General features: G+C 68.5%; 12 protein-coding genes and 1 tRNA gene. 9 read left to right on the plus strand and 4 right to left on the minus strand.

What is annotated here, in order from left to right; genetic code table 11:
- Nucleotides 1–18: 18 nt before the first annotated feature.
- Nucleotides 19–92 (minus strand) — tRNA-Cys (locus O5K39_RS11405).
- Between the two features lie 153 nt (nucleotides 93–245).
- On the opposite strand from O5K39_RS11405, the gene O5K39_RS11410 reads away from it, so the two are divergent.
- The 5 genes from O5K39_RS11410 (at nucleotide 246) to O5K39_RS11430 (ending at nucleotide 6944) form a co-directional block, all read left to right on the plus strand.
- Nucleotides 246–890 (plus strand): protein-L-isoaspartate O-methyltransferase, encoded by a 645-nt coding sequence (locus tag O5K39_RS11410; RefSeq protein ID WP_271143748.1) that lies wholly within the window; start codon nucleotides 246–248, stop codon nucleotides 888–890.
- A 137-nt stretch (nucleotides 891–1027) separates the two neighbouring features.
- Nucleotides 1028–2578 carry a TolC family outer membrane protein gene (locus O5K39_RS11415; RefSeq protein WP_271143749.1) on the plus strand — a complete coding sequence of 517 codons (1551 nt, stop codon included), beginning with the start codon at nucleotides 1028–1030 and terminating at the stop codon, nucleotides 2576–2578.
- Nucleotides 2579–2745: 167 nt separating this feature from the next.
- Complete coding sequence (locus O5K39_RS11420) at nucleotides 2746–3330, plus strand: DUF2497 domain-containing protein (RefSeq protein WP_271143750.1); 585 nt, start codon at nucleotides 2746–2748, stop codon at nucleotides 3328–3330.
- Between the two features lie 76 nt (nucleotides 3331–3406).
- Nucleotides 3407–6205: a valine--tRNA ligase gene (locus tag O5K39_RS11425; protein ID WP_271143751.1), complete on the plus strand. Its 2799-nt coding sequence runs from the start codon at nucleotides 3407–3409 to the stop codon at nucleotides 6203–6205.
- Between the two features lie 10 nt (nucleotides 6206–6215).
- The gene (locus O5K39_RS11430) at nucleotides 6216–6944 is read left to right on the plus strand and encodes a TlyA family RNA methyltransferase (protein ID WP_271143752.1); all 729 of its coding nucleotides are present in this window, start codon (nucleotides 6216–6218) and stop codon (nucleotides 6942–6944) included.
- 159 nt (nucleotides 6945–7103) lie between these two features.
- Here O5K39_RS11430 and O5K39_RS11435 read toward each other — a convergent pair whose 3' ends face one another.
- Nucleotides 7104–7736: a glycine zipper 2TM domain-containing protein gene (locus O5K39_RS11435; RefSeq protein ID WP_271143753.1), complete on the minus strand. Its 633-nt coding sequence runs from the start codon at nucleotides 7734–7736 to the stop codon at nucleotides 7104–7106.
- Between the two features lie 138 nt (nucleotides 7737–7874).
- On the opposite strand from O5K39_RS11435, the gene O5K39_RS11440 reads away from it, so the two are divergent.
- Together O5K39_RS11440 and O5K39_RS11445 are read left to right on the plus strand one after the other, a co-directional pair.
- Nucleotides 7875–9119 (plus strand): class I SAM-dependent RNA methyltransferase, encoded by a 1245-nt coding sequence (locus tag O5K39_RS11440; RefSeq protein WP_271143754.1) that lies wholly within the window; start codon nucleotides 7875–7877, stop codon nucleotides 9117–9119.
- Between the two features lie 80 nt (nucleotides 9120–9199).
- Entirely contained in the window at nucleotides 9200–10276 is a 1077-nt protein-coding gene (locus O5K39_RS11445; RefSeq protein WP_271143755.1) for a branched-chain amino acid aminotransferase, read from the plus strand.
- Nucleotides 10277–10296: 20 nt separating this feature from the next.
- Here O5K39_RS11445 and O5K39_RS11450 read toward each other — a convergent pair whose 3' ends face one another.
- Together O5K39_RS11450 and O5K39_RS11455 are read right to left on the minus strand one after the other, a co-directional pair.
- On the minus strand, nucleotides 10297–11379 hold the full coding sequence (locus O5K39_RS11450) for a PA0069 family radical SAM protein (RefSeq protein WP_271143756.1): 1083 nt from the start codon (nucleotides 11377–11379) through the stop codon (nucleotides 10297–10299).
- A gap of 78 nt (nucleotides 11380–11457) precedes the next feature.
- Nucleotides 11458–12651: an SGNH/GDSL hydrolase family protein gene (locus O5K39_RS11455; RefSeq protein WP_271143757.1), complete on the minus strand. Its 1194-nt coding sequence runs from the start codon at nucleotides 12649–12651 to the stop codon at nucleotides 11458–11460.
- A 105-nt stretch (nucleotides 12652–12756) separates the two neighbouring features.
- Between O5K39_RS11455 and serS the strand changes: the two genes are divergently transcribed.
- Nucleotides 12757–14292, plus strand: coding sequence for a serine--tRNA ligase (gene serS / locus O5K39_RS11460; RefSeq protein WP_271143758.1), 1536 nt, complete (start codon nucleotides 12757–12759; stop codon nucleotides 14290–14292).
- 147 nt (nucleotides 14293–14439) lie between these two features.
- The gene (locus O5K39_RS11465) at nucleotides 14440–14823 is read left to right on the plus strand and encodes a hypothetical protein (protein ID WP_271143759.1); all 384 of its coding nucleotides are present in this window, start codon (nucleotides 14440–14442) and stop codon (nucleotides 14821–14823) included.
- The last annotated feature ends 46 nt before the right edge of the window (nucleotides 14824–14869 follow it).

Raw genomic sequence — 14869 nt, forward strand, 5'->3', positions numbered from 1 at the left:
AGGGCATTGAAAACAGGTTGGAGGCCTGACCGGGAATCGAACCCGGGTGCAAGGATTTGCAGTCCTCTGCGTCACCACTCCGCCATCAGGCCGTCTCAATCCCGGGGCCCCGGCGGAGGGGCCCAAGTCTCGCAGGGCTGGGCCTCGCGAGGCGCGGTTGCTATCAGATCGGATTGTCGGCCGCAACGCGCGGACCTATAAGCGGCGCTGATTTTCAAAGATTCTCTCACCGAAGGCCGTCGAAGATGGATAACGCCCCCGTGGACACGGCTGCTGCGCGCAAGGTGATGGTGGATTCGCAGGTTCGAGTGAACGACGTCACCGACCGGGGCGTCCAGGCCGCCCTGCTGTCCGTGGCGCGTGAGAAGTTCTGTGCCCCCGACCGCGCCTGGGCCGCCTATGCCGAGGTCGAGGTCGAGATTACCGGCGACCGCAAGCTGATGATGGCGCGTGATGTGGCCAAGCTGTTGCAGGCGCTTCAGCCGCGCGCCGGCGAGACGGCCCTGGCCATCGCAGGCCCTTATGCCGCGTCGGTTCTGGCGGCGATGGGGCTGACGGTGACGGCCCAGGATTCGGACCAGGCGGTTCTGGACGTGGTGTCCGAGGGCCTGGCCGAAGCCGGTGTGACGACGGTGAATCAGCCGCTGAGCGAGCCTGCGGGCGGGGACTACGACCTGATCGTGTCCGAGGTCGGCGTGGCCCAGCGGCCCGAGGCCTGGATCGCTGCGCTGAAGGTCGGCGGGCGTCTGGCTGTCGTCGAGCGGGCAGGGCCGGCCGGCAAGGCGGTGCTCTACGTCAAGGGTCGCGAGGGGGTGTCGCGGCGCGAACTGTTCGATTCCAACCCGGGGGTCGTGGCCGAAATGACGCCCGCGCCGGCTTTCGCACTTTAAGGTAGCGGCGGCGCGACGGAGCCCTCTGGCGCCCGCGTGAATAAAACTTAACTGGCGCAGGGCGGTCGACCTGCGCTTTACGCCGACTGCAACAGTTTATGGCGCGCCCTCTCCGGCGCGATCATCGGGATAGGGTCATGCTGAAACGTTCGTCCGTGCTCGCCTCGGCCTGCGTCGCCGCCGTCATGGCGGGGATCGCCGCGCCCGCCTTCGCGGAGACCCTGCAAGAGGCCATCGCCCTGGCCTATCGTACCAACCCGACCCTGCTGGCCCAGCGGGCCAACCAGCGAGCCCTGGACGAAAGCGTGCCCCAGGCGCGGGCAGGGCTGCGGCCGACTATCGATGTCTCGGCCAGCGCCAACTACAGCCGGGTCCACGCGGGGGCCAACGAGACCGCACCGACGGCCGGCATCGACTTCAACGGCGACGGTATCGACGACGTTCCGGCCTCACCCGGCTCGGACGGTGTGAGCGAGGCGACGACGGGCTCGGCCTCGATCGGCCTGTCGCAGACCCTGTATTCCGGCGGCCGTATCGGCCACGCCATCTCGGCGGCCGAGGCGAATGTGCTGGGCGGGCGCGAGAACCTGCGCGCGATCGAGCAGCAGGTGCTGGCCTCGGTCATCCAGGCCTATGTCGACGTTCTGCGCGACATCGAGATCCTGCAGATCCGCCAGCAGAACCTGACCGTGCTGCGCCGCCAACTGGACGAGTCCAACGCCCGCTTCGAGGTGGGTGAGATCACCCGCACCGACGTGGCCCAGTCCGAATCGCGTCTGGCCCAGTCCCAGGCCGATCTGGCCAATGCCCAGGCCCAGCTGTCGGTATCGCGCGCGGCCTACGCCGCCGTCGTCGGCCAGGCCCCGGCGACGCTGGTGACGCCGCCGCAACTGCCCGGCGTGCCGTCCGACTTCGAGGTCGCCCTGAGCACCGGCCTGGCCGAGAACCCGTCGATCAAGGCGGCCGAATATCAGCTTCGGGTCGCCGAGAGCCGGGTCGCGGCGGCGCGGGCCGAATATCTGCCGTCGGCGCGGCTGACGGCGTCGTACGGCGGGTCGGGCAGCCCCGACGGGTTCGACCTGGCCGATCGCACGGCGTTCCAGGCCGGGGCCTCGATCTCGATCCCGCTGTTCACCGGCGGGCTGAACCAGTCGCGCGTGGCCCAGGCCCGTGAACAGGCCAACGCCGCCCAGATCGGTATCGAGGGCGAGCGCCGGGGTGTGCTCCAGGACGTGTCGTCGTCCTTTGCCCAGGTCATCTCGACCCGCGCCAGCCTGGCGGCGGGCGAGGAAGCCGTGCGGGCCGCCACCGTGGCGGCCGAGGGCGTGCGCCAGGAGGCCCAGGTCGGCCTGCGCACCACCCTGGATGTGCTGAACCAGGAACTGGAGCTCCGGAACGCCCAGATCCTGCTGACCAACGCACGGCGCAACGAATATGTGGCCCAGGCCCTGCTGCTGTCGGCCATGGGCCGGCTGGAAGGCGGCGATCTGGATCCGAACATCGAACTGTACGATCCGGCCGCCAACGCCGACGCCGTGCGCAACCGTGGGGCCCTGCCCTGGGACGGGGTGCTGGAAACCATCGACAGAATCGCCGCCCCGCCGGTCATGCCCGCGAACGATGCGGCCGACGCGCCCATCGACGAGCAGTTGAAGTCCGACGTCATCCGCACCGCCCCCGCCGCCTGAACCTGCGGGTCCACGGACATTAACCAAAGACGCGAAAAACGGCCGTTGATTCCGTTGGGCGTTGATGCGACGACAGGACCAAGGGGATGCGGGGCCAAGCTGTGCCGTGCGTCGCCGTTCGCTGATTGCCCCTGGACCTTTTCCGCCAGGCTCGCCCGAGGTTACGCATGACCGATCCGACCGCCCAGGAACCGACGATGGAGGAAATCCTGGCGTCGATTCGCCGGATCATCTCCGAGGACGACGCCCCGGCCGAGGCTGCGGCCCCCGCGCCTGCGCCCGAGCCGGTGTACACGCCCGAACCCGAGCCGGTGGCCTTCATGGCCGCCCCGGAACCCGAGCCTGCGCCTGCACCGGTCGAGCCGGAAGACGATGTGCTGGAACTGACCGACGTCTATGAGGCCCCCGAGGCCGAAAGCATCGGCGACCTCGACGTGTTCTCTCCCGAGCCTGAGCCCGCGCCGGCCCCGAGGCCTGCGGCGGCTCCCAGCTATGACTCGCTCGTCGGCGAAAGCGCCGCCGCCAGCGCCGCCTCGGCCTTCGCCGGTCTGGCGTCCAGCCTGAAGAAGCCCGCGCCGGCCGCTGCGCCGTCCGGGGGTGACCTGTCCTTCATGTCGGGTTCGACCGTCGAGGGGATGGTCGCCGAGATGCTGCGTCCGATGATCAAGGACTGGCTCGACGCCAACCTGCCCGGCATCGTCGAGACGGCGGTCAAGGCCGAGGTAGAGCGGATCGCCCGGTCCGCCACCTAGCCCTCGGCTTCATCCCCCGCTAGATCAACAGGGGCGGCTCCGACGGGGCCGCCCCTTCTGTTTTCCGGACCGCGTTATGCTCGACAAGACCTTCGACCCCAGGGCCGCCGAACCCCGCCTGTATGCGCAGTGGGAGGCATCGGGTGCGTTCGCGCCGAAGACCGACGGCGCGGCCGAGGCCTATTCGATCGTCATCCCGCCGCCGAACGTGACGGGGTCGCTGCACATCGGCCACGCGCTGAACAACACGCTTCAGGACATCCTGGCCCGCTATCACCGGATGTGCGGCAAGGCGGTGCTGTGGCTGCCGGGCACTGACCACGCAGGCATCGCGACCCAGATGGTGGTCGAGCGCCAGCTGGCGGCGGCGGGGAATGTCGGGCGGCGCGACATGGGCCGCGACGCCTTCGTGCAGAAGATCTGGGACTGGAAGGCGGAGAGCGGCGGCACGATCGTGCAGCAACTGCGGCGGCTGGGCGCGTCGTGCGACTGGTCGCGCGAGCGGTTCACCCTGGACGAGGGGCTGAACGCGGCGGTGAGGAAGGTCTTCGTCCAGCTGCACCGCGAGGGGCTGATCTATCGCGACAAGCGGCTCGTCAACTGGGACCCGCAGTTCCAGACGGCGATCAGCGACCTGGAGGTCGAGCAGCGCGAGGTCGACGGCTTCTACTGGCATTTCGCCTATCCGCTGGCGGACGGGGTGACGTACGAGCACCCGGTCGCGTGCGACGAGGAGGGTGTGGCGACCGAGTGGGAGACGCGCGACTATATCGTCGTGGCGACGACCCGGCCGGAGACCATGCTGGGCGATACGGGTGTCGCGGTGCATCCGGGAGACGAGCGGTATGCGGAGCTGGTCGGCAAGTTCGTGACCCTGCCCATCGTCGGGCGGCGGATTCCGATCGTGGCGGACGACTATGCCGATCCGAGCAAGGGCTCCGGCGCGGTGAAGATCACGCCGGCGCATGACTTCAACGACTTTCAGGTCGGCAAGCGGGCGGGGTTGCCCTCGATCAACATCCTGAACCAGTTCGCGGCCATCCTCGACTGGAAGGATACACCGACCGGCGTCGATGAGACCGACGACCAGTTCGAACCCGAGACGCCCGAGTTCGTCGTCGGCACGATCCCTGCCGAACTGCGCGGCCTCGATCGCTTCGTCGCGCGCAAGGCCATCGTGGCCCGGGCCGAGGCCGAGGGCTGGCTGAAGGAGATCGAGAAGACGAAGCACGTTGTCCCGCACGGCGACCGGTCCGGCGTCGTCATCGAACCGTGGCTGACGGACCAGTGGTACGTCGACGCCCATACGCTGGCCCAGCCGGCACTGAAGGCGGTGGAGACCGGCGCGACAGTGTTCGAGCCGAAGTCCTACGAGAAGATCTATTTCGAGTGGCTGCGCAACATCGAGCCCTGGTGCATCTCGCGCCAGCTCTGGTGGGGGCATCGCATCCCCGCCTGGTACGGTCCGAACGGCGAGATCTACGTCGCCGAGACGGAAGAAGACGCCCGTGAACTGGCCATGGACGACTATGATTCCGTCGTCGCCCTGACCCAGGACGAGGACGTCCTCGACACCTGGTTCTCCTCGGCGCTGTGGCCCTTCTCGACCATGGGGTGGCCCGAGAAGACCGAGGATCTGGAGCGGTTCTATCCGACGTCCGACCTCGTCACGGCGGCCGACATCATCTTCTTCTGGGTGGCCCGGATGATGATGATGGGGCTGCATTTCATGGACGGCGAGGCACCGTTCAAGCGGGTGATCATCAATGGCCTGGTCCGCGACGAGAAGGGCCAGAAGATGAGCAAGTCCAAGGGGAACGTGATCGATCCCCTGGTCATCATCGACGAACTGGGCGCCGATCCGCTGCGGTTCACCATGGCCATCCTGTCGGGCACCCGCGACATCAAGCTGTCGAAGGAAAGGATCGAGGGCTACCGCAACTTCGGCACCAAGCTGTGGAACGCCGCCCGCTTCAGCCAGATGAACGAGGCGCTTCGGGTCGAGGGCTTCGATCCGGCGACCGTCGAACAGACGATCAACCGCTGGATCCGGGGCGAGCTGGTCAAGTGTGAGCGTCAGGTCGCCGAGGCCATCGAGGGCGGGCGGTTCGACGACGCGGCGTCGGCGCTCTACCGGTTCGTCTGGAACGTCTTCTGCGACTGGTACGTCGAACTGTCCAAGCCGGTGCTGAACGGTGCCGATGAGGCGGCGAAGGCCGAGACGCGGGCGATGACCGCCTGGACCCTGGACCAGACGCTGAAGCTGCTGCACCCGGTCATGCCGTTTATCACCGAGGAGCTGTGGGCCGAGCTGGGACGGGAGGGTGCCGCGCGGGAAGAGCCGATGCTGATCGGCGCGGCCTGGCCCCGGTTCGACGACGGCTTCATCGATCCGGCAGCGGAGGCCGAAATCGGCTGGCTGGTCGATCTGGTCACCGAGGTGCGTCAGCTGCGGGCCGAGATGAACGTACCGCCGGGGGCCAAGCCGCCCCTGGCCTTCGTGGCGCCTGACACAGTGACGGCCGAGCGGCTGGAGCGGCATCGGCCCTTGATCCTGACCCTGGCGCGGGTGTCGGAGGTGGCGTCGGTCGAGGCCGCGCCGTCGGGGGCTGTCAGTTTCGTCTCGGGCGGGGCGACGGCCGCCCTGTCGCTGGCCGGAATCATCGATCTGGCCGCCGAACGGGCGCGGCTGGCCAAGGCGATCGCGGCGTTCGAGAGCGACATCGGCCACGTGAACAAGAAGCTGGGCAACCCGAACTTCGTCGCCAAGGCGGCCTCCACCGTCATCGACGAGCAACGCGCCAAACTGGCCGAGGCCGAGGAAGGCAAGGCGCGGATGGTCGCGGCGCTGGCGCGGATCGAGGCGCTCGGGTGAGGACGTTTCGGTGAGGCTGGATCACCTGCTGGTTTCGCGCGGCCTGTTCGAGACACGGTCGCAGGCGAAGGCGGCCATCGAGGCGGGGCGGGTAACGGTCGGCGGCACCGTGGCGACTCGACCTGCGCAGCCTGTGCTCGAGGATGTCGAGATCACCGCCGAGGCCGCCCACCGGTTCGTCGGTCGCGGCGCGCTGAAGCTGGATCACGCCCTGACCCTGTGGCCCGTCGTGGTCGAGGGGCGGGTGGTGCTGGACGTAGGGGCATCCACCGGGGGGTTTACCGAGGTCTGTCTGGAACGCGGGGCGGCGATCGTGTTCGCCGTCGATGTCGGTCAGGGCCAGATGCATCGGCGGGTGGCGGACGATCCGCGCGTGGTCAATCTGGAACAGACCGATGCGCGGATGCTGGATGTCGAGGTGATCCCCCAGGTGCCCGGTCTGATCGTCTGCGACGTCAGTTTCATCGGCTTGGCCAAGGTGCTGCCGGCGGCGCTGGGTCTGGCGGAGGCGGGGACCGACCTGATCGCCCTGGTCAAACCGCAGTTCGAGGCGGCGGGGCCCGAGGGGCGCAGCAAGAAGGGGGTGGTCAAGGACCCGACGGCCCATGCGGCGGCGGTTCAGCGGGTGTCGGACTGGCTGGAGGGCGTCGGCTGGACTGTCCGGGCGACGACCCAGAGCCCCGTCACCGGCGGCGACGGCAATGTCGAGTTCCTGCTGTGGGCGGTGAAGGGCGCGTGAAGCCAAAGCCCTCGTCGCTCAAGCAGCGAGCGACCGCGTCGCGAGCGATAGCGACCAGAATATAGAAAGCCGCCGGGGGATTTCTCCCTCGGCGGCTCCCGTCACATCATCGACCGACAGGGGGGCTGAAACTGATCGATGACATGATCTCTTGGCGGATCAGCGCGGGACCCAGCCGTATTGCGAATCATAGACGTAGCGGCCATCGGGGCTGACCTGGCGGTTGTCGCCATAGCCGCGGTCGTAGCGGTCATCGCGGCGGCGGTCGTCGTGACGGCGATCGTCGTAGCGGCGGTCGTTGGCCGCGTAGGGACCATAGCCGTTCTGGTCGTAGTAGACGTTGGCCGAACCGTAGGACGACGAGGGCTGGCTGTAGCCGTAGCTGTTCTGGCTATATCCACCCTGGCTGTAGCCGTTCTGGCCATAGCTGTAGGAGCCCTGCTCGTAGCAGCGATCGCTGGAGCCGCGACCGACGCTGCCGCCGACGACGGCGCCCAGGACGCCGCCTAGGATCGACCCCTCGGTGCGGCGACCGCGCGCGGCCAGTTGCGACCCGACCACGGCACCCAGGCCGCCGCCGATCACGGCACCCGCGCCGGTCCGGCCCGAGCGTTCGCGATCGCAGCGGTAGCTGTCGCCGTAAGCGGGCTGGCTGTAGTGGCCCTGCGATTGATAGCCGGGGCCATAGGCGGGCGCGCCGTAATAGGACTGGGCGGAGGCGGGCAGGGCGACCGCGCCGGCGGCCGCAGCGGCGGCGGTGGCCAGGGCGATGGAGCGAGACAGTCGGGACATGGTCTGATCCTGTTGAAGATGAAGGCTGCGGTCACAACGACCCGGGCCCCCGTCTGTTGCGTCCTGTTTACGACTCCGAAACTGAACGGCCTTTGAGCGCGTCGTTCATCTTCGTTCAGGATTGGGCTAAGGGCCCTCATGGATGATTTGCTGACGATCGACCGCATCGGGGCCCAGGGCGACGGGATCGCCGAGACGCCCGGCGGGCCCGTGTTCGCGCCCCTGACCCTGCCCGGCGAAAGGGTGCGGGCCGAGGTCAAGGACGGCCGGGCCGAAAGGGTCGAGATCGTCGAGGCCAGCCCGGACCGGATCGCGCCTGTGTCGCCCCACTATGGCGACTGCGGCGGGTGTTCGCTGCAGCACTGGGCGGCGGGGCCCTATCTGGACTGGAAGTGGGAGCAGGTGCGGCTGGCCCTGGCCCGCGAGGGGATCGAGACCGAGATCGAGGCGACGGTGGCGTCCCCGCCCGGATCGCGGCGTCGGATTGCCCTGCATGCGCGGCGAACGCCCGAGGGGCGGGTCATCCTGGGGTTCAAGGCACGGAAGTCGTGGCGGCTGGTCGAGGTCAGCACGTGTCCCGTGGCCGATCCCCGGCTTGTGGCGGCGTTTCCGGCCCTGGCCAAGATCGCGGCGGCCTTTCTGGAACATCCGAAGTCGGCGCCGACCCTGCATGTCACCTGGACCCTGACCGGGCTCGACGTCGATGTGACCGGGGTGGAGCGCAAGTCGGGCGGGTTGTCGGCCGATCGCCAGATGCAGGCTATCCGCGCGGCCAACGCAGCCGATCTGGCGCGGCTGAGCCTGGCCGGAGACACCTTGATGATGGCGCGCCAGCCCCTGGTTGCGTTTGGGCCGGCGACCGTGCCGGTGCCGGCGGGGGGCTTCTTGCAGGCGGTGCCGGAGGCGGAGGCCGCGATGACGTCGCGGGCGGTGGCGGCGGTAAAGGGCGCAAAGAAGATCGCCGACCTGTTCTGCGGGGCGGGAACCTTCACCTTTCCCTTGGCGACGGTGGCCCCGGTGCTGGCGGCCGACGGGTCGGCGGCGGGGATCGCGGCGCTGAAGGCAGGGGTGGGGTCGGCCAAGGGGTTGCGCCAGATCACGGCCGAGGCGCGCGACCTGTTCCGCCGTCCGCTGAGCCCGTTCGACCTCAAGGGCTGCGACGCCATTGTCTTCGATCCGCCGAGAGCCGGGGCTGTGGACCAGACGGCTCAGATCGTGGGGACCAAGGCGTCGGTGGTCGTCGGGGTGTCGTGCAATCCGGTGACCTTCGCCCGCGACGCGCGGACCCTGATCGATGCCGGGTTTCGGCTCGAGACCGTGACGCCGATCGACCAGTTCCTGTGGTCCGCGCACGTCGAACTGGTCGGGGTGTTTCGCAGGTAGTCACAAACGCCCTCAACACGGCGGCCGATACGGGTTAGGGAACGCCCGACTTCCCCATCCAGCCTGTCCAGAGATCGTCCGTGTTCAAGTTCCTGACCCATCCCGCGCCGACCGCAGCCGATGAGCGGGCCAAGCGCCTGATCGATCCCGGATTCGGGCGGGTGTTCACCGACCATATGGCCACGATCCGCTGGACCGAGGCCGACGGCTGGCATGACGCCCAGATCGGGCCGCGTCAGCCGTTCCAGATCGACCCGGCGGCCAGCGTGCTCCACTATGCCCAGGAAATCTTCGAGGGGATGAAGGCCTATCGGTCGGGCAATGGGGTGACCCTGTTCCGTCCGCTGGAGAACGCGGCCCGGTTCGCCCGTTCGGCCGAACGGCTGGCCATGCCGGTCCTGCCCGACGACCTGTTCATCGGCGCGATCGAGGCCCTGGTCCGCACCGAGATCGACTGGATTCCGGAGCAGGAGGGCTCCAGCCTGTATCTGCGCCCCTTCATGTTCGCCAACGAGGCCTTCCTGGGGGTGCGGGCGGCGACCGAATACATGTTCTGCGTCATCGCCTCGCCGGCCAGCGCCTACTTCAAGGGCGGGGCCAAGCCGGTGAAGCTGTGGGTGTCGGACGACTATACCCGCGCGGCGCCGGGCGGGACGGGCGCGGCCAAGTGCGGCGGCAACTATGCCTCCAGCCTGGTCGCCCAGCAGCAGGCCGTGGCCAAGGGTTGCGACCAGGTCGTCTTCCTGGACGCCGCCGAACACCGCTGGGTCGAGGAACTGGGCGGGATGAACATGTTCTTCGTGTTCGACGACGGCACTTTGCGGACCCCGCCGCTGGGGACCATCCTGCCGGGGATCACCCGCGCTTCGATCCTGACCCTGGCGCGCGATCGCGGCATGACGGTCGAGGAAGCCCCCTATGACATCGACAGCTGGAAGGCGGACGCCGCCAGCGGCCGGCTGACCGAGGCCTTCGCCTGCGGCACGGCGGCGGTGGTCGCGGCGGTGGGCGAGATCCGCTGGACCGGCGGCGAACAGGCCGTCGGCGGCGGAGTCGAGGGGCCGGTCACGACCTCGCTTCGCGCCGAACTGACCGGCATCCAGCGCGGTGAACGGCCCGACCCCCACGGCTGGAACCATACCGTCACCCTGGGCTGAGCCCTCGGGGCGGCCGAGCCTCAGCCGAACAGCTCCAACTGGGGCCGGGCGTCGGCGGGGACCCTGAACTTCGTCACGTCGAGCTCGCGCAAGGGGCCGTTCAGGCCGTAGCGTTTGACGGCGGCCTTGAAGCGGACGGCGATCAGGTCGGCGACGGGGCCGGTGCCCTTCATGCGCTGGGACCAGTCGGCGTCGTAGTCCTTGCCGCCGCGCGTCTGGCGGACCAGGGACATGACGCGGGCGGCGCGGTCCGGCCGGGCGTCGGCCAGCCATTCCTGGAACAGGTCCTTGATCTCGAGCGGCAGGCGCAGGGTGACGTACATGGCCCGCGTCGCCCCGGCCTTGGCGGCGGCCTCCAGGATGGATTCCAGTTCGTGGTCGTTGAGGCCGGGGATGACGGGGGCGAAGCCGACGCCGACGGGGACACCCGCATCGGCCAGCCGCTTCACCGCGTCGAGGCGGCGGGCCGGGGTCGCGGCCCGGGGCTCCATGGTGCGCGCGAGGTCGCGGTCGAGCGTCGTGATCGACACGAAGGCCTGGGCCAGGTTCTCGCGGCCCATCGGGCCAAGGATATCCACATCGCGGGTGATCAGGTTCGACTTGGTGATGATGGAGAAGGGCTGGCTGAACCGCTGCATGACCTCCAGCAGGCCGCGCGTGATCCGGTGCTCGCGCTCGACCGGCTGATAGGGGTCGGTGTTGCCGCCTATGTGGATGCGCTTGCAGACGTACCGGCGGGCGGCGAGCTCCTGTTCCAGGAGACGCGGGCCTTCGGGCTTGAAGAAGAGCTTGCTCTCGAAATCCAGGCCCGGGGATAGGCCCATCCAGGCATGGGATGGACGGGCGTAGCAGTAGATGCAGCCATGTTCGCAGCCTTTGTAGGGGTTGATTGAGCGGTCGAAACCGATGTCGGGCGAGGTGTTCGTCGTGATGATCCTGCGGGCGTGCTCGGGCGTGAGTGTGGTCCGCAAGGGGGCGGGGGTGTCGTCTTCGGCCGTCCAGCCGTCGTCGAAGGTCTCGTGCACCACGGGTTCGTACCGGCCGGTGGCGTTGGTCCGGGCGCCGCGTCCTTTCGTCTGCAATGGCTTCGTCGCCGGGACCATGGGACGACGATAGACGCGTGCCGGAACAAAGCAAGAACAAAATGGACGTAGGAACGACGCCGTCTGCGCCCCCTTGTCTCAGTCGCAGACGTCGAGGGGGATGGCCTCGGCCATGGCTTGATAGCCGGCGTCCGAGGGGTGCAGGCGATCCCCGCTGTCGGCTTCGGGCCGCAGGCGTCGGGGGTTTGCCGGGTCGCGGATTGCGGCGTCAAAATCCACGAAGCCGTGGATCTCGGGCGAGGTGCGGATCCAGGCGTTCGTGGCCACACGGATCGCCTCGCCCGTTTCGCTGAAATAGTTGGCCCCCTCGAACGGCGGGATGGTGGCGACGACGAGCTTGATCCCGGCGGCCCTGGCGCGCGCGAGGACCTGGCGATAGCCGGCGATCAGGTCGTCGGCGGTGACGGCTTCGTGGGCGTATTCGGGCCGGGCGGGGCGACCGAGGTCGTTGATCCCCTCCAGCAGGATCAGGCAGGTCGTGCCGGGCACGGCCAGGGCGTCGGCGTCGAGCCGTTCCAGGCCGGAAGGCCCCGATCCCTGATGCAGAAGGCGGTTGCCGCCTATGCCGGCGTTGACGACGGCATAGGGTCGGCCGGCGTCGACCATGCGGGCGGCGAGGCGTTCGGGCCAGCCGCCCAGACCGCCAGGCAGTGAGCCGGTGCCCTCGGTGATCGAATCGCCCAGGGCGACGACGACGGCGCTGGCCGCGTCGGTCTCGACCTCGATCCGGGTCAGCAGGGCGCCGAGGCGCATCCTGGGCGCGTCGGGCGCGAGTGGCTCGGCCGAGGCGTTGCCGTCGCGCAGGACCTGACGCAGGCGGTGGTTCGGCAGGGCGGTCGGGGCCGGGTAAAAGACGCTGACGGTGACGCGGTCGAGCGCGCGGACGGGCAGGGCGACCGGGTCGGACAGGCGAGGTGCCCCGGCCGGCAGGGTCAGGCCCGACGCGTCGTCGAAGGCGACGGGGATGGGGGCGGCGTCGCCGACGGCGACGGTCACGGCACCCACGACGATGGGTGCCGCGCCATAGAGATTGGACAGGCGGATGCGGATGCGGTCCCCGGCGGCGGCCACGATCGTGGTCTGGCTGACGGTCTGGTTCTCGACCATGACGGGGCCGAGGGGGCCGCGCACGTCATTGGGATTGGGCGGCGACGGCGGCGAGGTCGGACCCACGCTCGATACCGGCGCATAGGTCCATCCGGCGATCCACCGATCCTGCGCCGGGGCGGCGGTGGCGACGAGGGCGGATAGGAACAGGGGAAGGATGAACATGGAGGCACCTTATTCTTCTGCCGCGCAGCGGGGGAAGACGACTTCGCAAGGTTGCTCCGACGGTGTCGTGGGCGGTAAGGCGGGGCGTTAGAGGAGACCCACGCCATGCATGACATCAAAGCCATTCGCGAGACGCCGGAAGCCTTCGTGGGCGGCTGGTCGGCGCGTGGGGTGGGGGATGCGGATGGGCTGGTGGCGGAGATCCTGCGGCTGGATGCGGAGCTGAGGGCGGCGCAGACGGCGGGGCAGGAGGCGTTGGCGAAGCGGAATGCGGCGTCCAAGCTGATCGGGGCCGCCATGGGTCGCAAGGATGCGGCCGAGGCGGATCGGCTGAAGGCCGAGGTCGAGGGGCTTAAAGGCGAGATCGTCGCCACGGGCGAGACCGAGGCGCGGGTCGGCGGGGCGCTGCGCGACCTGCTGGCCAAGCAGCAGAACCTGGCGGCGGACGATGTGCCGGACGGGGAGGACGAGGCCGGCAATGTGGTGACGGCGACCTGGGCGGCGGAGCGGGACGGCGCGCCGAAGCCGGTCGTGGGGGCGGCGGCCAAGGATCATGCCGATCTGGGCGAGGCGATGGGGCTACTGGATTTCGAAGCGGCGGCGCGGATGTCGGGGGCGCGGTTCGCGGTGCTGAAGGGCGGGCTGGCGCGGCTGGAACGGGCGCTGGGCCAGTTCATGCTGGACCTGCAGACGACCGAGCACGGCTATCTGGAGGTCAATCCGCCCTATCTGGTGCGCGATGAGGCGATGTTTGGGACGGGGCAACTTCCGAAGTTCGAGGAGGATTTGTTTCGTACCGAGAACGTCGATGTCGAACGCCGAGATGCCGCTATCCGAGAGGAAGCGTTTCGGTTTTTTGATGCGAACTTTACCGAAGCTGCGCAACAGCTTTTGAGGCTTGGAGAGGAGTTCGACGAGGCAGACTTTAACCTGGCCAAGAAGGGGTTTGTTGATCAGATCGATGCTGCGGCAACTCAAGCATTTGGTGCTGATTGGGCTCGGCGGGATAAGGCCGGAGAGTTCTCTGATCGTCGCTACCTCATCCCTACCGCCGAAGTCTCCCTGACCAATCTCGTGCGCGAGCAGATCACGCCGGAGGAGGAGTTGCCGTTGCGGCTCACCGCCCTGACGCCCTGCTTCCGGGCCGAGGCGGGGTCGGCGGGGCGGGATACGCGGGGGCTGATCCGCCAGCATCAGTTCTACAAGGTGGAGATGGTCTCGATCACCCGGCCCGAGGATTCCGACGCTGAACACGAGCGGATGACGACCTGTGCCGAGGCCGTGTTGAAGCGGCTGGAGCTCCCCTATCGGCGGATGCTGCTGTGCAAGGGCGACATGGGGTTCTCGGCGCGGAAGACCTTCGACCTGGAGGTCTGGCTGCCGTCGCAGGGGACGTATCGCGAGATCAGTTCGGTCTCCAACTGCGGGGACTTTCAGGCCCGGCGGATGGATGCGCGGTTCAAGCGGTCGGGGGGGGGCAAGCCTGAATTTGTCCACACATTGAACGGCTCGGGGCTGGCGGTCGGGCGGACCCTGGTGGCCGTCATGGAAAATTATCAGGACGAGGGGGGCCGGATCGCGGTCCCTGAGGCGTTGAAGTCCTATATGGGGGGCGTGACCCACGTGGGCGGAAACACCTGATCCCGCTCATCCCGGCGAAAGCCGGGACCCAGTGCTTTTATGAGGCACAGGTGCGTGGGATTGGCGTTTGCTTCCTGTGGGCGATAGCCATCGCCCAAAGAACTGGGTCCCGGCTTTCGCCGGGATGATCGGAAAAGGGAAATGACCATGAGGATCATGATTGCCGCACTCGCCGCCGCCCTGATCGCGGGGACGGCCTCGGCGCAGCAGGCGGGGACACCGGATGCGCTGCCGGGGGCCGAGAGCTTTACCGGATGGGTCAAGGTCGTGAACGGCGAGATCCAGCTGTACCAAAGCCAGCGCGATATCCAGCAGCCCTTCGCCCGGCCCTGCACCTCGGTGGTCCTGCCGCGCGATCTGCAGCGGACGGCCAACCTGGGCGGCACACAGGTGCGGTTCAGCGGCAAGGCCGTGGCCTGGACCGAGGCGGACGGGCCGGTGATGAACTTCAAGGGTTCTCGCGTCGCCAACGAGTGCGGCGGGGCGACGGTGATCCAGGCGGATACCTTCCGGGTGCTGCGCGGAAGCTGAAGAGCGTTGATGGCGTGCCGGTTGTCGCGTCTCCGCCCGCACGTTA

The organism is Brevundimonas sp. NIBR10 (assembly GCF_027912515.1).
Taxonomy (GTDB): Bacteria; Pseudomonadota; Alphaproteobacteria; order Caulobacterales; family Caulobacteraceae; genus Brevundimonas.

Coding starts and splice junctions, on each gene's coding strand:
- serS (WP_271143758.1), top strand. CDS start 12,757: ATGCATGACATCAAAGCCATTCGCGAGACGCCGGAAGCCTTCGTGGGC.
- O5K39_RS11465 (WP_271143759.1), top strand. CDS start 14,440: ATGAGGATCATGATTGCCGCACTCGCCGCCGCCCTGATCGCGGGGACG.
- O5K39_RS11440 (WP_271143754.1), top strand. CDS start 7,875: ATGGATGATTTGCTGACGATCGACCGCATCGGGGCCCAGGGCGACGGG.
- O5K39_RS11435 (WP_271143753.1), bottom strand. CDS start 7,736: ATGTCCCGACTGTCTCGCTCCATCGCCCTGGCCACCGCCGCCGCTGCG.
- O5K39_RS11450 (WP_271143756.1), bottom strand. CDS start 11,379: ATGGTCCCGGCGACGAAGCCATTGCAGACGAAAGGACGCGGCGCCCGG.
- O5K39_RS11410 (WP_271143748.1), top strand. CDS start 246: ATGGATAACGCCCCCGTGGACACGGCTGCTGCGCGCAAGGTGATGGTG.
- O5K39_RS11455 (WP_271143757.1), bottom strand. CDS start 12,651: ATGTTCATCCTTCCCCTGTTCCTATCCGCCCTCGTCGCCACCGCCGCC.
- O5K39_RS11415 (WP_271143749.1), top strand. CDS start 1,028: ATGCTGAAACGTTCGTCCGTGCTCGCCTCGGCCTGCGTCGCCGCCGTC.
- O5K39_RS11420 (WP_271143750.1), top strand. CDS start 2,746: ATGACCGATCCGACCGCCCAGGAACCGACGATGGAGGAAATCCTGGCG.
- O5K39_RS11425 (WP_271143751.1), top strand. CDS start 3,407: ATGCTCGACAAGACCTTCGACCCCAGGGCCGCCGAACCCCGCCTGTAT.